We start from the raw sequence: 21208 nt of genomic DNA on the forward strand, positions 1-21208 counted from the left end.
CGCCCCTCTCGGGTATGCCGATGGGTACAACCGTCAGATGTCCAATAAATCCCACGTCCTCATCCGCGGAAAACCATGCCCGGTTGTCGGCGCGATCTGCATGGACGTCATCATGATCGATGTCACCGATATTCCACCTGTTTCCGTCGGTGAAGAAGTCGTCCTGCTCGGGCAACAGGGCGACCGCAAAATCACCGTGAACGACCTCGCCCAATGGGGAAATTATATCTCACACGAAGTCGTATCCCTGCTCGGCGCGCGTCTTCCCCGACATTATATTTCGTAAAAATTGAACATTGTTTCTGTCTTCAAATCCTGTTATCTTTATCTTTTCTTGTTCCCCCTTTCTGCTGGGTACCGTTTTATGCGCCTTCTTCCATTTTTCCTGCTCTTGTGCGTCGGATGTGGCAACCACTTGCCCGAATCCCTCGGTCCCGCCCGCAAAATCATCGTACTGGCCGACTCCACCGACTGGCAGAAGCTGGAAGATCCCCTCCGCGAAATTTTTGAAACCGTTATCTATACGCCCCAGGCCGAGCGCATTTATGAAATTGCATGGGGCGATGTCAATTTTCTCAAGGCACACAAACACGAACAGCGCAAAAGCCTTATGGTTATCGCGCCCCTCAATGCCCGTCATCCCACCGCACAATTCGTCAAAGAAATACTCAGTCCCGAAGTGCAACAAAACATTTTGGATGGTCGCGCAGGTGTAACCTGGAAAAAAGACGTGTGGGCTAAAGACCAAACCCTTTATATCGTATCGGGAAAAGATATAGACACCACCGTTGAAAACCTCTTTATGGAATCCGATCGCCTGTACAGCACCCTGGAAAAGGCCGTTGATCACAGCGTACGAGAAAATGTTTACAGCTTTGGCGAACGCAAAAATGTCACCCAGGAACTCGTCGAGACCTATGGCTGGAATGTGCGCGTGCCCTTTGGCTATCGCATCCTCGAAACCTATCCCAATTTTGTCGTACTCGCCCGGGACAACCCCAACCGCTGGCTCTCCGTCTATTGGGAAGACGATGTACACCCCGATCAACTCACCGAAGACTGGGTTATTCAAAAGCGCGACGACATCATGGGACGGTGGTTTGGCGGCGACCGCATTGTCCACGGCGAAGTTACCGTTGGACAGGTCGAATTTGCGGGCAAACTCGCCGTAGTACTTCAGGGCCTTTGGGAAAACGAAGCCGAGTGGAAAGGCGGCCCCTTTAAAAGTTATGCTTTTGTCGATGTCGATCTCAACCGATTCTTTTTTATCGACATGGGACTTTATTCGCCCAACAAAAAAAAGGCCCCTATTTTGAGGCGGGTAGATCTCGTCGCCAAATCTTTCACCATTCACCGCGCGTTTTTTCAAGACAAATGATATTTCCGGAGAGGATATGGACAAACCCAATGTAATTTTTGTTTTGACCGATGATCAGGGCTATGGCGATCTCTCCTGTCACGGCAATCCGATCATTAAAACGCCGAATTTGGATACATTACACGACGAGAGCATTAGGTTCACGGATTTCCACGTTGCGCCCATGTGTACGCCAACGCGCGGCGAACTGCTGACAGGCCAGGACGCGCTCTGCAATGGCGCCACATTTGTGTGCATGGGACGGTCGTTGATGAATCCCGAAGTGCCGACTATGGCGGATATCTTCGCCCTGAATGGCTATCGCACGGGACATTTTGGCAAATGGCACCTCGGCGACAATTATCCCTACCGTCCACAGGACCGGGGATTTCAGGAAACGATTCACCATCCCGCCTGGGGCATTACATCCGCTGCAGATTATTTCGGCAATGATTATTTCGACGACCACTATCGGCACAATGGAACAATTGAGGCTTTTGAAGGGTATTGCACAGACGTGTGGTTTGACGAAGCTATGGACTGGATCGAGAAACAGGGCGACGCGCCGTTTTTTGCGTATATCGCCACCAATGCACCCCATACACCATTGTGGGTTCCCGACGCATACCGCCAGCCCTATCTCGACCAGGTCGCATATAATGTCGCCAGCTTTTACGGCATGATTGCCAATATCGACGAAAACATGGGCAAGCTCGACGCCTTTCTCCGCAAGACCGGACTGCGCGACAATACCATTTTGATTTTTATGACCGATAATGGGACGGCAAACGGAGAAACAGTGTACAACGCCGGCATGCGCGGAAAAAAGACCACGCTCTATGAAGGAGGTCACCGCGTTCCATTTTTTATTCGCTGGCCCAAAGGACAATTGGGCGAACCCCGCGATATACCCGATCCCACGCACGGTACAGATGTATTGCCAACCCTGATCTCCCTCTGCGACCTCGACGAACCAGAAAGAACTGCCTGTGATGGCCTTTCTCTAACCGGCCTCCTGCGCGAACGCGAAGAATTGGAAGATCGGATGCTCGTCGTACAATACGGCCACAATGTCCCAAAGGGAAACCGAACCACGCGCAAAGGCAATGCCGCAGTTTTATGGAATCGATGGCGTCTCGTGGATTATGCCGAGCTGTATCACCTTGACAGCGATCCCGCGCAAGAACACAACATCGCCGACCAGCACCCCGATGTCTTGCAAAAGATGCGGGCGCATTACGATGCGTGGTGGGACGCGCTCGGAAAAAACCTCGATATTTACTTCCCCATTTCCATTGGAACAGAGGAGGAAATTTCCACGCGATTGTCCAGTTGCGATTGGATGGGGGTCTATTGCGACAATCCCGGGGGCGTGCGCGGATGTGTGATGGACAGCGGTATCTGGCAACTCGCAGTTGCACAGTCAGGACAATACGACATCACCTTGCGGCGCTGGCCCCGAGAATCGAATCTCGCAATTACAGCACCAGCCCCCGTGATGGAAGGCGTTGACGGCACATTGATGGCTGGAAAAGCACTACCCGTGGATCGGGCGTGGATGCAGATTGGCGGCTCTGCACATGAAATGGACGTGCGGCCCGATGACCTATCCGTAACATTTAGAGTGGATTTGTCGAGCGGTCCCACAACTTTACAAACGTGGTGGATAGACGCAAATGGCAATCGCCTCGCCGGTGCGTATTACGCCACGGTAGAACGCATATAAAATATGAACTACAACCCTGAAAATCCCCTCATCATCCAGAGCGACCTCACGGTTCTCGTCGAAGTCAACTCGCCCAGATACGAAGCGGCGCGAGATCGGCTCGTGCGCTTTGCCGAATTGGAAAAAAGCCCCGAGCACATACACACGTACCGCGTCAACCCCCTCTCGCTCTGGAATGCGGCCGCAGCCGGTGTCACCACCGAAGAAATCATCACCACCCTCGAAACCTACGGCAAATACGACATTCCCCAGAATGTGGGCGTTGAAATCCGCGAGGCAATGAGTCGCTATGGCAAAGTCTATCTCGACAAAGAAGGCGACGGGCTCATCCTGTCTTCCGAAGACCCGCTAATCATCCTTGAAATCTGCCGCCACAAAACCGTCCAGCCCTATATTGAAAAGCGACTCGACGCCCACCGCATCAGCATCTTGCCCCTGTACCGCGGGCACCTCAAACAGGCCCTCACGCGCATCGGATTTCCGGTCAAAGATCGCGCGGGATATCTCAAAGGCAGAACGCTCAAATTTCGACATCGCCAGATTGCTCTATCGGGCAATCCCTTTGCATTGCGCGATTATCAGCGCGAAGCTGTCGATATATTCCACGCGGGCGGGGGTCCCGATGGCGGAAGCGGCACAGTAGTCTTACCCTGCGGCGCGGGCAAAACCATTGTGGGCATGGCCGCGATGAATACCCTCCAGTGCGAGACCCTGATCCTGACCACCAATATCACGGCGTCGCGCCAGTGGAAAGCAGAGCTCATCGACAAAACGAGCCTCACCGACGACCAGATAGGCGAATATTCCGGCGAGCGCAAAGAAATCCGGCCCATTACCATTGCCACATACAATATCTTGACCTATCGCAAGAGCCGGGAGGAGGACTTCCCCCACTTCGGTATTTTCAATCAGGGCAATTGGGGTCTCATTATTTACGACGAAGTCCACCTGCTTCCCGCGCCCGTATTTCGCTTTACCGCCGAATTGCAATCCCGGCGACGTCTGGGCCTCACAGCCACCCTCGTGCGCGAAGATGGCCTCGAAACCGATGTCTTTTCGCTCATCGGACCCAAGCGATACGACGTGCCCTGGCGAGAACTCGAATCCTGTGGTTGGATAGCAACCGCGGAATGCTGTGAAATTCGCCTGCTACTGCCACAGGGCAAGCGACTCAGCTATGCCATAGCAGACAGACGCGCCAAATTCCGAATTGCATCGGAAAATGCCGACAAAATCCACATGGTCAAGCACCTGCTCAAAAAACACAAAGGCGACCAAATCCTCGTCATTGGGCAATACATCCGCCAGGTCGAATATATTGCGCGAGAACTCGACGCCCCGTTAATAATGGGCAAAACTCCCACCGAAGACCGCGACCTCCTCTACGAAGCATTTCGAAAAGGCAAAATCAAGATCCTCGTCGTGTCCAAAGTCGCCAATTTTGCCGTCGATCTGCCCGACGCCAGCGTCGCCATTCAGATTTCTGGCACTTACGGCTCGCGCCAGGAAGAAGCCCAGCGCCTCGGGCGCATTCTGCGCCCCAAATCCGACGGCAGCCTGGCTCATTTTTATACCCTCGTCACGCGCGACACCCGCGAACAAGAATTTGCCCGAAACCGCCAGACCTTCCTCACCGAACAGGGCTATCGCTACACCATTCGAGACGCAGACGATGTCTTTGAAGAAGTCTGAAAAACATGCCCTTCAGCAAGACCAAATTTTACGCCGCAATTGAACTCTCTCGCCCGATTAATTGTCTCATAACCTTTGCCTCTGTACTCCTCGGCGGCTGGCTGGGAATTCACAGGATCACCGAACCCCTGATTTTTGCCGCGCTGTCCGCCGCCCTCATCACAGCAGGGGGCAACGCGCTCAATGACCTGTGTGGCATAACCGAAGACCGCATAAACAAACCGCATCGCCCACTCCCTTCAGGGCGTTTATCCCCTGGCATCGCGCGTATAGAAATGGGTATTTTCCTCCTCGCGGGCATTCTCCTCGCCCTCCCTTTGCCAACGGCTGCCCTCGCCATTGCCCTCATCGCCATCACAAGTCTGACCCTTTACAATACCTATCTCAAACGCGTACCTCTCATCGGCAATCTCACGGTAAGTACGCTCGGCGGCCTGGCATTTCTATATGGCGGCGCAGCCGTCCAGGTTATATCTGCCCCCTATCTCATTGCGGGCTTTGCCTTTCTGTTTCACCTGGGTCGCGAACTTCTCAAAGACCTTGAAGACAGCGCGGGCGACCGCCAGTTATCCGGCGGCACCGTGCCCATCTCCTGGGGCGAAAATACCGCGCGCATTCTGATCACCGGCATCTTTGCAATCCTCATCATCGCAACTCCATTGCCCGCGCTCCTGGGCATTTACAGCTCGATTTATCTCTGCCTGATTGTCCTCCTCAACCTTTTGCTCATCTTTGTCCTCATCCGCCTCTGGCAAAAAGACACACTCGGATACCTGAACAAGCTGCTCAAAGCGGGCATGCTACTGGGACTCGCCGCTTTTCTTTTTTCTTGAGAACTAACGTGGGTTGCTGGCGAAGATTATTGGTGGGTAAACATTGCGCCCACCTTGAATATGCGGACAAAATTGGCTATACTAAATGCAGCATTGAATTGGACAACCCCGCCCACTGGGAAAAAGATCGGGAGAATCTATCGCTTTGGACCTGACCAACCCCTAATGCCCGAGTTCCTTTTTTATGACCCCCACCAACCGCATTGCACAACTCGTTGAACAACTCAACGAACACAACTACCGATACGCCGTGCTCAATGATCCCGTAATTTCTGACCGGGAATATGACACACTCCTGCGCGAACTGAGCGACCTGGAAGCGCGACATCCCGATTTGATCCAACCCGATTCTCCTACACAGCGCGTAACCTCTGACCTCACCCGAGAATTTCCAACCGTGCAGCACGACATCCCCATGCTCAGCCTGGACAACACCTATTCGGAAGACGAACTCAGAGACTTTGAAGACCGCATCCGCCGCGAACTGCCCGACGAAGAATTGCAATATGTCGCCGAACTCAAAATCGACGGCGTTGCCCTGAGTTTGATCTATGAAAACGGCCTGCTCACCCGCGGCGTCACCCGCGGCAATGGCACACAGGGCGAAGACATAACGCCCAATGTCAAAACCATCAGATCCATACCCATCCGCCTCAAAGCCTGTGCGGAAATAGGGTTATTCAGTAACCTCGTACCCTACTGCGAAATCCGCGGCGAAGTCTATCTCGATCACAACACCTTTGACGCAATCAACGTCCAGCGCGAAAAAAACGAGGAAAACCCCTTCGCCAATCCGCGCAACGCAACATCCGGCTCCCTCAAATTACAAGACGCACAACAGGTAGCCGAGCGCCGCCTGAGCTTTTTCGCGTACTCTTTTCGCTCGCCCGCCATACAGCTACCAACCCATGGCGAAAACCTCTCCTATCTCGAACGCCTGGGCCTGCCCGTCAACGCCAACCGCACCCTGTGCGACAATATTGACGACATCATAGCCCAGGCACGTGAATGGCAGGAAAAACGCCCGGATTTGCCCTATGACATCGACGGCATCGTCATCAAAGTCAACAGCCTGGCACAACAAAACAAACTCGGCGCCACATCCAAAAGTCCCCGCTGGGCAATCTCCTACAAATACTCAGCCGAACAGGCCGAAACCGTGCTCAAAAAGATTACCCTTCAAGTCGGACGCACAGGCGTAATCACCCCGGTGGCAAATCTCGAACCCGTGCAATTGGCGGGCACCACAGTCAGCCGCGCCACATTGCACAACGCCGAAGAAATCGAGCGCAAAGACATCCGGGAAGGCGATACAGTCATCCTCGAAAAAGGCGGCGACGTCATCCCCAAAGTCGTGCGCGTGGTCGAGGCCAAACGTGCAAAAGACGCCATCGCATTCGAATTCCCAAAAAACTGCCCCGTCTGCGACACCCCCCTCATTAAAGACGAATCCGAAGTCGCCATCCGCTGCGACGATTCCCAATGCCCCGCGCAACTCAAAGGCAATATCCGTCACTTTGCCTCGCGCACCGCAATGGACATCGAGGGCCTGGGGACTGCCCTCGTTGACCAACTCGTCGATGTCGATAACGAACTCGTCCGCGATGTCGGCGATCTCTACAATCTCAAATTAGAGCAACTCGCGGGCCTCGAACGCATGGCAGAAAAATCAGCCCAAAACGTCCTCGACGCGCTCGAAGCGAGCAAACAACAACCATTTCATCGCGTACTCTTCGCCCTGGGCATTCGCCACATAGGAGCCACAGTTGCGCGCGTGCTATCCGACAACTTCCACGGCATTGACCGCTTGCGCGATACACAGCCCGAAGAAATCGAAGCCGTACACGAAATAGGCGCCGCCATAGCAGAAAGCATCCACGCATACCTCAACATCGACAGCAACTGGGCCATCGTCGAAAAACTCCGCGCAGCAGGCATCAATCTCGAATCCGAAGCGCCTGCCGACGCAGGTCCCAAACCCCTCGCCGACGAAATAGTAGTCGTTACCGGCACCTTCACCCGCTGGGGCCGTCAACAAGCCCAGGACCTCATCCGCGCCCTCGGCGGCAAACCCACCTCCAGCGTCAGCGGCAAAACCACCCTCGTCATCGCAGGGGAAAAGGCAGGCTCCAAACTCGAAAAAGCCGAGCAGCTAAATATCGCAATCCTCAACGAAGAGGAATTTTTTAGCGAATACATCAGCGAAGAAAACGCATAGTCTGAATCGGCTTTTTGCTTGACAGACCCACCCCATTTTGTTACCCTTAATCGCGTATAGATGTGGGGCCGTAGCTCAACTGGGAGAGCGTTTGACTGGCAGTCAAAAGGTCGGCGGTTCGATCCCGCTCGGCTCCACTTTTTTTTAGGCACTTACAGTTTTGTAAGTGTCTTATTTTTACTGTGTCCATCATGAAACTACGCGCCGCGCTCACACAATATCCGTTCAGCACGCTCTGTCAACTCGCCCGCGATGTGGGTATTGATCCCACCGGCAGCAACAAAACCATCCTCGCCGACGCGCTTTGCCGCATACTCCCCGACCCAGAGCACATAGCCAAACGCCTCAGTTCCCTATCACCGGAACAACGCGCAATGGTACAGACCCTTGCCGCTGAAGGGGGCGAGCTTTTAGAAATCGAAGCCGTTGAAAAATTTGCCAACGGATTTCTTCCCCGCCTCCATGCACAACTCATTGACCTGATCGGCCTCGTATTTCGAGACGCACATACACTGGGTGATCCAGACATTCTAATCGGCATTCCCGAATCGCTCCTCAAATCCATCCCGATTCCCGACTCAGATCAGGGTCGGTTGCTCGCCGTCATGAAACCCGTCTCTGTGGGTTTGCTCCGGGCCTTTGCAGGTCAAATTGGCCTGAACCTTTCAGATACGCGCAAACCCATCGTATCCAACGCCATAAAAGAAGCCCTGCTCGATACAAAAACACTGCATGCCTACCTCAACACACTCAGCGAAGACCGCCGCGCCATCTTCGATTTGTTCCTCCCCGCCAACGCGATCACGCGCAGCGAAGTCGCCGACAAATTGGGGGAAGCCGCAGTCCGCGAATTGGAAGACATGCTCTGGAAAATGCCGATCTTTTATGCGCCGCACAGCAATCTTCACGCCCCCAACGCCGCGATATGTCTCGCTTCAGACCTTTGCACTGCCCTGTCCAAAATCGTCCGATCCCAGGGGGGACAACTCGAAAGCAGCCTCGAAACCATCCTCGAAACCTCCATCGCTCCCACCGCGATACGCGAAAATACCGCCTTTCTCATCCGGGACCTGACCACACTACTCGGCATTGTTGCACAACGCTTGCCCCGCAGGCTCAAACACGGTGGCATATCCAAAAACGATTTGCGCGATGCACACAAATACTGCCATATCCAGGAAGACCCGGGCTATATTGAATTTCTCACGCTCTTTGCCGAAACAACGGGACTGGTAAAACCCCATGATACAGCCTGGCATACCGCCTCAGATGCCGGCACCCGAGTAGGGCAAATCATCGACATCCGCAAGGCGTGCTTTGAATTCTGGTTTCACAGCGAGCGGTGGAATGAGTGGTCTTCCGATCGCACCAAAGCCACCAGTGCCCGGATGCAAGTACTCAAGAATATCCGCAGTGAAATCGTGCGAAGTCTTCGGCATTGTCCCACCGACACATGGATAAGGTACCCATCGTATTATCAATTTCTGACGAGACTTTCAGAGCCTTTTCGGCATTTTGCCAAAGACCCATCCCATACCGGAACCACCGCCGATGAATTGCTGCGCCGCACCATAACAGGTGCGCTCACCTATATGGGCGTTGTTCGCGTGGGGAACTTCCCCGATTTCTCCACACCATTGCAGCAAAGCAAAGGGGCGGCCTTTCAGATCACCCCTGCGGGCTACGCCCTGTTGCACGACACGCATGACGATGCGCTGACCGAACAAATATCCCTGCAAAATTCAGATGCAAAATTTGTTGTACAGCCCAATTTTGAAGTTCTATCACCACCAGACCTCCCCTGCACGCACTATCTCAGGCTATGCGTCCTGGGTGACCTCAAAACACAGGATGTGATGGCGTGTTTCCATCTCTCCCGCGACTCAATTCGCCGCGCATTCGCACGCGGCTTGTCAGGAGACGAGATACGCACATTTTTGACGCTGCACAGCAAGAGCAGCCTGCCAGACATGGTCGATACTTTAATCGCCGAATGTGACGATAGATATGGCGAAATCGAAGTCATTCCCACCAGCGGACGTGTCAAAACCGCCACGCGCGAATTGCTCGACGAACTCTACGCCCAGCCCCGCATTGCCCAGGCATTAGACGACCGCATTTCTCCAACCACCGCAACCCTCAACAATGCGGCAAAACCCGAATCTCTGATTCAAATCCTCCAGCAACAAGGCTATCTGCCACACCTCTCTCAGGAGTGACGCCCTAGTACCCGTGGATATAATGTCCGCCTTCTGGAAACCAGATCAAATCAATCAAAAAAGAACTTCCCACAGCGAACACATATCCCACAATCAGCCCATAACAACACGGCTTAACCCTTCGGTAAAGTGAAATACCCCCAAAACTGAGAACCAGCAATTTGCTCAGCCACACCAGAAAAATATCCAGCACATAGAGCCGAACATAACCGCTCGACATCAGCATCACACCCAGCGGATGAAACGGCCACCAGGAAAACCGACTCTGCATCACCTGAATAATTCCCGCGATCACACCGCCCAGAACCCACACGCCAATTTTTTCCGGATCGGTCACCGTAGGGTTCGTCTCTGCAACCGCCTTGGCAATACCCTCGTACATCCCCACTGGCGCGCCCACCAGAGACCATGTGCGGAAAGTGCTCCCCCCCGATTCATAGCAAATGGCAACTGTGTAAATAATTGCCGCCAGCATCCCCAGCACCAGGCTCCCAATCACCACCCAACCAACCCGCTTTGCCGGCCTCACCAGGCGTTCCACATGGGGCAATGCTGCCGGCAAACGCCAGCCCGCCAGCAAACGCCAATTCACAAGCCGAAGGCCCACCAGTGTAGATTCCTGCATCTGGCTGGCGCCCACTGTCATATCCAGAATCGACGTACCGAAACTCGGAAACAGATACGCAAATCCACTCGCTGCCAAAAACTTCATCACCACCAGAATACTCGCCCAGAAAAGCAACAGCCAGACCAGCCCAATCCCCGCGCTATAACCCGCGCTATACAGCCAGAAAACCATATAAATGCCACCACCCAAAATTCCACACACAGCTAATCGGGGAGACAAAATCGCGGTTTCCGCCTCCCCGCCTACAGGTGTGCGTAACACCTGCCTGAAAACCTTTCGCAGATGACCGCGAGCAACCCAAATTGCCCAGATCGCCAACCCCATGCTCACACCATGGGTAAACAGGCCCAAAATTGCCGTGGGTTTAGCCTCTTGCCCGGCCAAACCCACGGAAAACCCAACCCTGGACATCCCGTAAAGCCCCACCTGCCCGGCCAGCCACAAAGACCAGATGCTAAACAGGATATTCAGATCGCACAAAAATGTGAACCCCAGCACAGGGGGCAAAATTCGATAGGAGAACGGCGACAAATAACGCGACAATACAGCACCTCTGGGACCTCTGGGACCATAATAAGGGTCGAAAATCGCCAGCCTGGGAAAACCCGGCGTCCAGTATTCGATCAGATTCCACAACAAAGGGAGAGCAGCCACGGCAAACCCCACCCAGAACAGCCAGTTCCGCATAAAAGGCGGCCAGCCGCGCTTGCCGTCGAACCCCTCCGTCAAATCGAGCGGAACCTGTGCCAGTGGATACGTCAGCCGTTCGTGCCGAACCCACTGCTTCTGGAACACCGCCGTCAAACCCAGCCCAATAGCCGTCATCGCCAACCCGGCGGACATCGCCCAAAAGATCGGAGCTATCCACGCCCCCCACGGCACTGCCGCACCTTCCTCCAGCCCCAGAAAAAAGCCCTCTGTTACCCCTGGAAAATTCGAGGGAAACATCCACCAGGGCAAATAGTCAAAAATCAACTCCTGCCACCGGTTCTCGGGCGACGCATAATATCTCGGTGCCGCCATTGCGCCCACCCACTGCGTAATCCAGTTATATCCCGCAAACGATCCCCCCACCCAGAGCATGCTCAACGCCAACCTCAACTCCGCGGAAGTCATAGACAGGCGGGGCAGAAACCGCTTCAAAAAAGCATTCACCAGAAGCCATGCCACAAAGGGCAACAACACCGCCAGAGGCAGATTCGCCATCGCCATATGTGCAGAACGAGATTTGAACTCCAAAAACGTTGCGGCAACACAGGCAAAAACCAAGGTGGCCGAGAAAAGCACCACGACAGTCCAGCGCAGGCTATCCTCGGCCAACTCAGATGATGGAAAGAGTTTCCTTTTGATTTCAGCCATTTTTCACCCTACTCCACTGCACCGTAATGCGGTCCCCAATCCGCCGCAATCTCCCGACCAAGAGCCTCAAGAGCAATACCATCCGCTGCATTCAGAGGTGTAAAACGCCGCGCCCACTCCAAGTTCTGCACAAGCTCTGCCTCCGAAAACATGCCGATCACAGCCGTGCAAACACCGGGCAATCCCAGCGCGTAACGCAGAGCCAACTCGTGATCGTGCGATCCATGCGCGGCCAAAGCCGAAGTCCTGGGCGTTTGATACGTCATTCCCTGCGCCCCGCCATAAACCTTCATTGCCGCCACGCCCACATTCTGCTCATACGCCAGAGGCAACACCTCATTCTCAAAATTATAAGTATAGCGATCCGCGAGATTTATGGCGAGCATCACCACATCTATATCCGCCTCCCGCAACACACGAGCGGTCCTCCAGGGTGCATTGTGCGCTGTCACCCCTATAAATCGCGTCCAGCCCCGCCGCTGGGCTTCCCGCAGCCCTGCCAGCGCACCGTCGGGAGCCAGCACCCGATCTACATCTCTACGGCCCATCGAATGCACATAAACCAGATCCACGTGATCTGTCTGTAAATCTTTCAGCCCATTCTCCAATATCTTCAGAGCTTGTTCCGCTTCATCCGCCGCTGTCTTGGTCACCAAAAACACCTCATCTCGCCGCTCCGCCATCACCTGCCCCAGTTGAACATGTGCGCGACCATATCCGGGCGCTGTATCGATATACGTCACCCCCAGATCAATCACCTTATGGCAAAGCGCAATGGCGTCCTCGTCTGAAAGTCCCATCCCGCCAGGAGCAGATCCATATCCCAAAATGGGCACCCGCTCCCCGGTCTTGCCCAAGACTCTATGGGGAAGCGTACCCGTCGTAACCTCTCGTACAGTATCCTGCGCCATGATACCCTCCTGATATAGTATTCAAAATCGCAAATCCCATGTTTGTAATATGGTATCACAGAACTTGTCTTGTCAACCTTTGATCTATTGTGTGGCTTGATTTTTATATTCAGCCCCTTATATTGCCCTGCGTCTCCTCAATCAAAATGAAAAATCCAACGTCTGTGGGAGGAAATGTGAACAAAATGAACGTGCTATTCATCGCCGTGGATGATCTTCGTCCTCAACTCGGTTGTTACGGTCAGGATTTTGTACAGTCGCCAAACATCGACCAATTGGCCGCAGAGGGCGTCCTATTCGAGCGGGCCTACTGCCAGCAAGCCGTATGCGCGCCTTCTCGATCGAGCGTCCTGAGCGGCTGCCGCCCGGATACGACCACAATTTACGATTTACAGACCCCCTTGCGGTCCGTGATGCCCGATGTCCTCTCGCTACCACAGCACTTCAAGCAGCACGGCTACGAAACGCGCTCCATCGGAAAAATCTACCACCACAGAAGCGATGATCTGCAAGGATGGTCAGCAGAACCACACGTCTCAACAGGTGATTGGAAGGGACGGGGCTACCTGACGGATGAAGCGATGGAAGTGATTGAGCGGACAGATGTACAGATGGCTGCTACAGGATCCACGCGACGGGGTCTGGGACCGGCTTTCGAGGCCGCAGACGTTCCAGACAATGCCTATCACGACGGCAAGGACGCCGATCACGCCATCAAAACGCTCAACGAATTGCGCGATCAACCCTTCTTCCTCGCCGTGGGCTTTCACAAACCCCATCTGCCCTTCAACGCCCCAAAGCACCACTGGGATGTTTATGATCGGGAAGCATTGCCACTCGCCCTGAATACCAGCGCACCGGAGAACGTCACCGAATATTCTCTAACTGAATTCGGCGAGCTTCGCAGCTACTTTGGAATGCCCAGGGAGGGACCGATACCCGAGGACCTATCGCGCACATTGGTCCACGGCTACTGCGCGTGTGTCTCGTATATGGACGCGCAGGTCGGGCGCGTACTCGACGAAGTCGAACGACTCGGCCTCAAAGAGAACACCGTTGTAATCCTGTGGGGAGATCACGGCTGGAAACTCGGCGAACACGGCAGCTGGTGCAAGCACACGAACTTCGACATCGACACACATGCCCCAATGATTGTCCGTTCGCCAGAACGCGGCAAGGCGGGCGCAAAAGCATCTGGTCTTACGGAATTTGTCGATATGTACCCATCGCTATGCGACCTGTGCGATCTGCCGCTACCCGATCATCTCGAGGGCCAGAGCTTTGTTCCCTTGATGGAGGAACCCGACAGGACCTGGAAACAGGCGGCTTTTAGCCAGTATCCACGCTCGGGCGTGATGGGCTACACCATCAAAACCGACGACTTCCGCTACACAGAATGGCAATCGAAAGATACAGGAGAGGTAAAAGCACGAGAGCTTTACGACCATCGGGAAGATGCGGCGGAAAACGTCAATGCCGCGGAAGACATTCGCTATGCCGAAACAGTGGGCGAACTGGAAAAAGTGATAAAAAAAGGTTGGGAAGCCGCAAGAGCATAACCCGGATACTGAGGGAACTTAGAGGGAAATCGCCACGGAAATCGCGCTGGTATGCTTGCGATAAAAACCGCCGGTTCGGCGGGCGCCGTTGCGGGAAAATCCGTATTGCAATGAGAGATCCAGCCGGTTCGTCAACTGCCGGGACAACTTCAGTACCAAAAGCGTCTGTTCGTATTCATCCACCTCCGAATCCCAACCGGGCAGTGGCACCAGCGGATCATCATACCTGCGGAACTGGAGGTTTGCCAGCATCTGCGCATCGAACTGGAAACCCAGGTGTCGCACCAGAAGCACCTGCATCCGGTGCGCTTTAAAGCTATATCCGTAGCTGTTGGATGTATTGTGGAGAAATCCATAGACGAGATCAACGAGCACCCCACGATAAAGCTGTATGCCTGCCGAAATCTCGCGCAAAAGATCCGATTGCGCAAAACTCAATTCACCTATCCTGCCTCCTGCGTCAACCGCCAGAGCCGCGCGATTGTAATCCAACCACCGCCAGATCCCTGTCAATCGGGCTCGAAATCGCCGGGATTTCCCGTACTGGATACCCGCACCCACTTCGTTCGAAATCACCTCTGGCAATCGCATATCCCGAGAATCATGTCCTCCAAAGCGATGATACAGATCGCTTGTAAACCCCTGTCCAAAAACATATTGGAGACGTCCTTCTAAAGCGCCGCGCAAATATCCTTCTTCCCCCGGGACCCGGTTTACAATCTTTACTTTTAACACGCCGCTGCCTGCCAGCCTCACCCGGCGCCCCACGCGCGAGGACGCGGTTACGTTCAAGTGGTTGGTCAACACTGCGCCGAATTTTCCGGACATTGATCGCTCCGCAGTCCAGAATCGTTTGGCACCTACCTGATACCGCAGCCAAACAGAACTCCGGGGACGCTTGCGCAAATCACCCGCATACGCAAAGTAAAACCGGCTGATCCAGCCGGACTGCGGATCAACCGGTGCCTCAAACAGATTGTTATCATAGGCCATGCCCGCCTCAATGCGGGTCTCCGCCGACCATCCGACGCCTAAGGCACACAACATCACCGTGACACCGAGCACAGCCCCGCATGCTCTCCGGCACTTCAAAATCCCTCCTCCAGCATCCGCTGCAGATGTTTCCGAAATGCCTCTGCACGCTGTTTCAGCGCTTGTTCGCGGGTCGTCAGAGCCTTCTGTAGTCCCTTTAATCGCGCAATCTCCGAAACCAGATCATCCGAGGAAAGCACCTCTGGCGGAGTCTGTGCGTACGGCACGCCAATCTCTCGCCCGACCACAAAGACGCGCTCTGTCGTAGAACCGGGCTCCACTATCTCTGTTGCGTCGTCGGACCCCGATCGTTCGTCCGTCACCCCTGCTGCTGCCATCGCATCGGGCAACGCATTTTCTGGTGCCGGGCCCGCCTCATCGAGCAACACACCACCCGTTCCCTCGACTGCCTGCCCGGGTGACAGAGAACGCCCTTCGAGCACAGCCTCATCAAAAAAATCCAACTCCCCTCTCAATGTGGCCATCCGTATCCGCAATCTGCGCTCTTCCTCCAACCGTTTTATCCACTGCACCACCGCATCTGATTTCACCCGTGTTTGAGCCGCCATATCCTCCATCAGGTCGGCTTTCTGGCGAATCTCATCTGGTCCGTCATCCTCCCGCACCACCAGCATCTGCGCCTCTGCCAGACGAATTTCCATCCCTCCTTCCTCCAGTGCGCCCCGCGCCCGCTGCAAGGCTCTCAACCGGCCAGCCCTATCGGCATCCGGCCCTTTCTCCAGCGCTGCAATGGCTGCGCCGATCTCTCGATCATAGTGCGCTCGCAGTTTTTGCCGCAGGTGGGACAATGCAGTCCGCACCGCTTCAAAGGCCATGTCAACCCGCTCAATACGATCCGCGAGTTCCAGTGTTTGCCTCAGCGCCTGCTGGAGTCTCTCCGCAACGCCCCCAGTATCGGCGCGCTTCAAACGGTAGATCTGGTTTGCCAGCGTGTCCAGTCTGGCCGCCAGGGTCGCCCGTTGTGTGAGCAAAGAATCCCTAACCTCTTCCAACCGCGTGTGCTCGGTCTGCAGGCTGTCGAGCGATTCGGCCGACGCTGAAAACGACAAGCTCCAAACTAAACTGTAGAAAAATAAACATCTATAGACGTATCTCATCACAATTCTCATAACGATTATCCCCTACCCTGATCTACGAAAACCGCCCTTTATGTCAGCCCGTATTTGTCCAGTTTATAATAAAATGCGCTGGTTTTGATACCCAGCATCTCCGCCGCCTTCGTTTTAACCCCTCCGGCCTGTTCCAGTGCCTGTTCAATCAGTTGCCGCTCCAAATCTTCCAGCCTGTGGGTCAAAGGAATCGCGCTATCCTCAAGCTCCTCAGCGGAAACCTCTGCTCGTGACGCCTCCACATCCAGCGGCAGGTCATTCACATCCACGACATTGCCGTCGGCCAGCACAAGGGTACGCTCAACCACATTCTCCAGTTCCCGCACATTGCCGGGCCAGGTATAGGACGCCATCGCAGCCATCGCCCGGTCTGTCAATCGTTTCAAGGGCCGGTTCATCTCTTCACATTTCTTATGCAAAAAGTGTTCCACCAGATCCGGAATGTCCGCCTTCCGATCCCTCAACGGGACCAGGCGGATCGGAATCACCTCCAACCGATAAAAAAGGTCCTCTCGAAAAGCGCCCTCGGCCACCATTTCTCTCAACACTCGATGTGTGGCTGCAATCACACGTACATCCGCATGAATCGTCTCTTCTCCCCCCACCCGATCGTACTCCTTCGTCTGTAACACCCTCAGAATATTCACCTGAGCCTCAAGGGGCAAATCCCCGATCTCATCGAGAAAAATCGTACCGCCTTCAGCCAGCTCAAACTTGCCCTTTTTTTGACGAATTGCTCCGGTAAATGCACCCTTTTCATGGCCGAACAATTCGCTTTGAACCAGTTCTCTCGGCAGTGACCCGCAATTCACCTTTACAAACGGCCCTTCCCGCCGGGCGCTTCTGCGATGAATCGCTCTGGCAACCAGTTCCTTACCGGTTCCACTCTCGCCGTAAACCAGCACTGCAGAATCCGTTTCCGCCACCTTTTCAACCATCTCATACACCGTTTTCATAGGCCTGGATCGGCCCACCATCTCCCCAAAATTAAACCGTACACCGATCTCGTCCCGTAAATACTGGTTCTCTTCGTCCAGGCGATCCCTCGACTGACGCAATTCCCGATGCTTCAGCACCTTCTCCACCCTCAGCCGCAACACATCGTACAATGCATCGGCTTTAACGACAAAATCTGCCGCCCCTTTTCTCATGGCTTCGACCGCCACATCGATTGTGCCATAGGCCGTAATGACCACCACATCCGTATCGGCATAATCCCGCCGCACAGCGTCGAGTACTTCCAGCCCGTCCATGTCCTCCATCTTGTAATCCGTAATCACCAGATCAAAAGGCCTCGCTTTCATCTGCCTCAACCCCTCCACCCCGCCCGAAGCTGCCGTCACGTCGTGCCCCATCCGTTCAAGCAAAAGTGCCATCCCACTGCGCATCGTCTCGTTATCATCGATCACCAGAACCAGACTCACTCTCGTTTCCTTTCTCGCAAATATCTGTCATTCTGACTACCTGGCAAAACCACCTCAAATACAGTGCCCCTGCCTACCTGGCTTTCAACGCCAACAGTTCCTCCATTCTCCTTCACTGTTTTCTGCACAATGGCCATACCCAAACCGGAACCACCCTCTCCCGTTGTAAAAAAAGGTTCGAACAGGCGCTCGATTACGGCGCTATCCATGCCCACACCCGTATCGGCCACTCTGATGACCGTGTTTCCATTCTCTTTTTCACCTGTCAACCGCAACACGCCTCCTTCTGGCATCGCTTGAACGCCATTCTTTACCAGATTGACCAGCGCGCGTTTGAACTGGTCAACATCTACAAATACTTTCAGTCCCTGTGGAATCTCCCTTATGCACTGTACCCCTGCCTCGTCCATCTCTGGACTGAGCAAAAAAACAACCTCTTCCACAAGCCGAGCAACATCTGCTTCCACTGGTTGCACAACTGAAGGTCGGGCAAAGTCCAGAAATTCGGAAATCACCCGATTGAGTGTGCGCACCTCTCCGATCACCTTCTGAATGTGGGCCTTGCGCGCGTCGCCATCCGGTAGATCGCTTGCAATCAAACCCGTATAAATCTCAATCCCGCCCAGAGGATTGCGAATTTCGTGCGCCACGCCCGCCAGCATCTGCCGCAAGTGCTCATCGCGGTCCAGTATCTTCAGTCGCATTTCCTCCATGGTCTGGCCCAAATAACCCAGTTCATCCCCGGCAGACCGGTCCACTGGTCGCTCGAGGTCGCCCTCGCCGATGGCCTGTGCAGAGTTGACCAGGCGATGAATCGGCCCGGTCAGGGTGCGGGCGAGAACCAAACCGATCGCTATGGTCAACACCACGCTCACCCCTCCAAAAATCAGCACAGAACGCTGAACTGCTCGAATCGCCTCGACAAATCCGGCCCCAATATCCACGCCAACCGCTGCCACAACTTCCTCTCCGGCATAAACAGGCGCGTAACCGGATTGAAAATAAACACCTGATTTATCCTGAAACAAAATCGAATGCGACACCTGCCCTCGCCAGACATCGGCCAATTCCTCCCGATCTACCCGCAGCCGCGTATATTCCCTCCCAATCGGCACGTCGGGCGCCGTGTCCAGCAGGCTCTGTCCCTGATGGTCAAACACGTAAATCCGCCGGGCGCCGACCAGGTCTCGATACCTGACCAGCTTTGCTCTCAACCGCGCGTGAAGATTGCCCCCCTCAAACCCCGAACGCAAGTGGCGCACCGCATCTCCATCAATACCCGCCGCCGAAAGTTGCGCGATAGCAAGCAGTTGGTCGCTCATCTGGCGCTCGAGGCTATTGCGTGTGAGACGATATAATATCCAACCCGTGCTACCGACCACAAGAAATACGAAAACAACAAATGTCACAACCAGCCTGCGGCCAATGCGGCCCCTGTGTAGAGACGGTAACCTTTTGCCTCCTCGCGAAACCATCAAAAATACTCCGGATTCTGCATCCCAGATGCACCTTCCTCCCCATGCCCGTAATATGGCATCACAGGGCCTGTTTTGTCAACGTTTGATCTGCCGGATGGGTTCCGAACTGGCCTACCAGATCGGCATCGACACCGAGATTTGGTGGGTCATTACCCAGGCATCTCGTAACGTCAATGGACCTTCGGGCGCGGGGAGGAAGTCGGCGTCCGCAGCAAGTTCCGCCATGCCGGTCATTGCCACTCCCGGTCGGCCCGTTCCCGTGATCAGCCGTCCCTTGTAGCGCAGATCGAACTCGGCCATCCCGAAGTGGAGCCCCCAACTCGGGGTCCATTCCATCCAGCTCTCCCTCTGGTTCCGTGTCGAGCATTTGATGTGGCTGGTTTGGGTCAGGTCGTACCTTATGGAGCGCATCTGCAGACCGAGTTGGAACCCGCCCCAGCCGAAGTCGTGTCCAATGCCCATCCGGATTCTCGCGTTCAAGAAGGAGAACTCGTTCTCTACCGTCTTCTCGCCCGCTCGGACCAGATTGCCGATGGATCCGACCGTGTCGCTCGCGGCATCGGCCCACGTGTAGCTCGAGATCGGCTCCAGGACGAGGTCGATCCCATAGGTCGCCCTCTCCCCGGTCTTGGCAATACCCACGCCAAAGTCATACGCCCAGGAATCGCCCGGATCCCGGGGGATGTTCTGGATCTCGTAGTTCGGGATCTTGGGATGCAACTTCCGGTTCACGGTCGTCGCGACTCCGAAGCGCCATCCACTCCTGGTCAGGGGCTGGGCGAAGCCCAAATGGAGACCCGATGTGTTCGTCTGATCGAGATTTCGTTCCATGCGCGACACCCCCTCTCCGATTTCCCGATCCTGATGCCAGATCCAATCCAGATAGTGAACCTCGTGCGTCATGTCGAAGCGGTTGTGGAGAAGGAGTACCTCGAAAGACCGTCCGCTCTCCCATTCGCCGAGGAGGCCGAGGCGCAGATCCACACTATGGCCATCTTGTTCGATCCGTTCGCTGAAGGCGTAAAGGTGCTCGACGCCATCGAGAGCACCCAGTCCGGCCCAGGAGAGGCTTCCGCCGAAGGAGAACCCGCTCTCTCCGAGCATCCGTCCGAAGAATCCGTGTAAATAGAGGTTCCTGGCCGAGTGGTCGCGCAGCAGCTGCCCGGTGTTCGGACCCCACCAATTCCAGCGGTCTGCGGCAATGAGTTGTTGGAGCGCGAAGGAGCCGCCCCCGAACCAGTTGTCCGATCCCGCGAGAAAGGTGATCGGAATTGTGCGCCCTGCACCATTGTGGTCGGAGATCAAATAGAAGGTCGGAGATCCCACAATCAGCGTCTCCTCGAGTCGCGCGCCCTTCGCCGGGTTGGAGAAGGGATCGAGGAGGAGGTCGTTCATCGCGATTGATACGCCCCCGAGTGCCAGATTCGCCGAGGGATAGATCAGGAACTGGTCTCCCGTCGCGACGGGAACCGACTTAATCCCGATGAGTTGGGAGGTTACACGGGACGGGAAGAGGATTGCCAGGACCGTGATTGAAAGCGTGAGAAGGGTTGTAGTCACTGGCCGTTGAAAAGAAAGTGCCTTCATTGGAGAATCTCCTTGTGTAAAGTGAGGTGCAGATTTTGCCCTGTTATTCACAGGA

The 21208-nt window shown here is 54.8% G+C and carries 15 protein-coding genes and 1 tRNA gene; 9 read left to right on the plus strand and 7 right to left on the minus strand.

Going from position 1 to position 21208, the window contains the following annotated elements; all coding sequences use genetic code 11:
- The 8 genes from OXG87_19495 to OXG87_19530 all read left to right on the plus strand — a co-directional run.
- A partial coding sequence (locus OXG87_19495) for an alanine racemase (GenBank protein MCY3871739.1) occupies positions 1-286 on the plus strand: 286 nt, incomplete at its 5' end.
- Positions 287-364: 78 nt separating this feature from the next.
- Entirely contained in the window at positions 365-1378 is a 1014-nt protein-coding gene (locus tag OXG87_19500) for a DUF4837 family protein (GenBank protein MCY3871740.1), read from the plus strand.
- Between the two features lie 16 nt (positions 1379-1394).
- On the plus strand, positions 1395-3083 hold the full coding sequence (locus tag OXG87_19505; protein MCY3871741.1) for an arylsulfatase: 1689 nt from the start codon (positions 1395-1397) through the stop codon (positions 3081-3083).
- Between the two features lie 3 nt (positions 3084-3086).
- Positions 3087-4775 carry a DEAD/DEAH box helicase gene (locus OXG87_19510; GenBank protein ID MCY3871742.1) on the plus strand — a complete coding sequence of 563 codons (1689 nt, stop codon included), beginning with the start codon at positions 3087-3089 and terminating at the stop codon, positions 4773-4775.
- A gap of 5 nt (positions 4776-4780) precedes the next feature.
- Positions 4781-5608 (plus strand): geranylgeranylglycerol-phosphate geranylgeranyltransferase, encoded by an 828-nt coding sequence (locus OXG87_19515; GenBank protein ID MCY3871743.1) that lies wholly within the window; start codon positions 4781-4783, stop codon positions 5606-5608.
- Between the two features lie 184 nt (positions 5609-5792).
- Positions 5793-7826 carry an NAD-dependent DNA ligase LigA gene (gene ligA, locus OXG87_19520; GenBank protein MCY3871744.1) on the plus strand — a complete coding sequence of 678 codons (2034 nt, stop codon included), beginning with the start codon at positions 5793-5795 and terminating at the stop codon, positions 7824-7826.
- 64 nt (positions 7827-7890) lie between these two features.
- A tRNA-Ala gene (locus tag OXG87_19525) sits at positions 7891-7963 on the plus strand.
- A 54-nt stretch (positions 7964-8017) separates the two neighbouring features.
- Positions 8018-10045, plus strand: coding sequence for a helicase-associated domain-containing protein (locus OXG87_19530; GenBank protein ID MCY3871745.1), 2028 nt, complete (start codon positions 8018-8020; stop codon positions 10043-10045).
- A gap of 4 nt (positions 10046-10049) precedes the next feature.
- Here OXG87_19530 and OXG87_19535 read toward each other — a convergent pair whose 3' ends face one another.
- Both OXG87_19535 and OXG87_19540 read right to left on the minus strand, forming a co-directional pair.
- Positions 10050-12032 carry a hypothetical protein gene (locus OXG87_19535; protein MCY3871746.1) on the minus strand — a complete coding sequence of 661 codons (1983 nt, stop codon included), beginning with the start codon at positions 12030-12032 and terminating at the stop codon, positions 10050-10052.
- Between the two features lie 8 nt (positions 12033-12040).
- A complete protein-coding gene (locus OXG87_19540) occupies positions 12041-12943 on the minus strand; it encodes an aldo/keto reductase (protein MCY3871747.1) in 903 nt (300 codons plus the stop codon).
- 185 nt (positions 12944-13128) lie between these two features.
- Here OXG87_19540 and OXG87_19545 point away from each other — a divergent pair, with 185 nt between their 5' ends.
- The gene (locus tag OXG87_19545; protein ID MCY3871748.1) at positions 13129-14502 is read left to right on the plus strand and encodes a sulfatase; all 1374 of its coding nucleotides are present in this window, start codon (positions 13129-13131) and stop codon (positions 14500-14502) included.
- Between the two features lie 18 nt (positions 14503-14520).
- Here OXG87_19545 and OXG87_19550 read toward each other — a convergent pair whose 3' ends face one another.
- The 5 genes from OXG87_19550 to OXG87_19570 all read right to left on the minus strand — a co-directional run bounded on the left by OXG87_19550 (position 14521) and on the right by OXG87_19570 (position 21153).
- Positions 14521-15594, minus strand: coding sequence for a hypothetical protein (locus OXG87_19550; GenBank protein ID MCY3871749.1), 1074 nt, complete (start codon positions 15592-15594; stop codon positions 14521-14523).
- Positions 15591-16604: a hypothetical protein gene (locus OXG87_19555; protein ID MCY3871750.1), complete on the minus strand. Its 1014-nt coding sequence runs from the start codon at positions 16602-16604 to the stop codon at positions 15591-15593. Before OXG87_19555 ends, OXG87_19550 begins: the two co-directional genes overlap by 4 nt.
- Before the next feature lie 98 nt (positions 16605-16702).
- Complete coding sequence (locus tag OXG87_19560) at positions 16703-18088, minus strand: sigma-54 dependent transcriptional regulator (GenBank protein MCY3871751.1); 1386 nt, start codon at positions 18086-18088, stop codon at positions 16703-16705.
- On the minus strand, positions 18085-19410 hold the full coding sequence (locus tag OXG87_19565; protein MCY3871752.1) for a HAMP domain-containing sensor histidine kinase: 1326 nt from the start codon (positions 19408-19410) through the stop codon (positions 18085-18087). Before OXG87_19565 ends, OXG87_19560 begins: the two co-directional genes overlap by 4 nt.
- 267 nt (positions 19411-19677) lie before the next feature.
- Positions 19678-21153: a hypothetical protein gene (locus tag OXG87_19570; protein MCY3871753.1), complete on the minus strand. Its 1476-nt coding sequence runs from the start codon at positions 21151-21153 to the stop codon at positions 19678-19680.
- Between the last annotated feature and the right edge of the window lie 55 nt (positions 21154-21208).

This window comes from Gemmatimonadota bacterium (assembly GCA_026706845.1).
In the GTDB taxonomy this organism is placed as follows: domain Bacteria; phylum Latescibacterota; class UBA2968; order UBA2968; family UBA2968; genus VXRD01.

What these genes read in the sequence shown, in the direction of transcription:
- OXG87_19510 (MCY3871742.1), top strand. Translation starts at nt 3,087, where the DNA reads ATGAACTACAACCCTGAAAATCCCCTCATCATCCAGAGCGACCTCACG.
- OXG87_19500 (MCY3871740.1), top strand. Translation starts at nt 365, where the DNA reads ATGCGCCTTCTTCCATTTTTCCTGCTCTTGTGCGTCGGATGTGGCAAC.
- OXG87_19505 (MCY3871741.1), top strand. Translation starts at nt 1,395, where the DNA reads ATGGACAAACCCAATGTAATTTTTGTTTTGACCGATGATCAGGGCTAT.
- OXG87_19570 (MCY3871753.1), bottom strand. Translation starts at nt 21,153, where the DNA reads ATGAAGGCACTTTCTTTTCAACGGCCAGTGACTACAACCCTTCTCACG.
- OXG87_19545 (MCY3871748.1), top strand. Translation starts at nt 13,129, where the DNA reads ATGAACGTGCTATTCATCGCCGTGGATGATCTTCGTCCTCAACTCGGT.
- OXG87_19565 (MCY3871752.1), bottom strand. Translation starts at nt 19,410, where the DNA reads ATGAGCGACCAACTGCTTGCTATCGCGCAACTTTCGGCGGCGGGTATT.
- OXG87_19540 (MCY3871747.1), bottom strand. Translation starts at nt 12,943, where the DNA reads ATGGCGCAGGATACTGTACGAGAGGTTACGACGGGTACGCTTCCCCAT.
- OXG87_19515 (MCY3871743.1), top strand. Translation starts at nt 4,781, where the DNA reads ATGCCCTTCAGCAAGACCAAATTTTACGCCGCAATTGAACTCTCTCGC.
- OXG87_19530 (MCY3871745.1), top strand. Translation starts at nt 8,018, where the DNA reads ATGAAACTACGCGCCGCGCTCACACAATATCCGTTCAGCACGCTCTGT.
- OXG87_19535 (MCY3871746.1), bottom strand. Translation starts at nt 12,032, where the DNA reads ATGGCTGAAATCAAAAGGAAACTCTTTCCATCATCTGAGTTGGCCGAG.
- ligA (MCY3871744.1), top strand. Translation starts at nt 5,793, where the DNA reads ATGACCCCCACCAACCGCATTGCACAACTCGTTGAACAACTCAACGAA.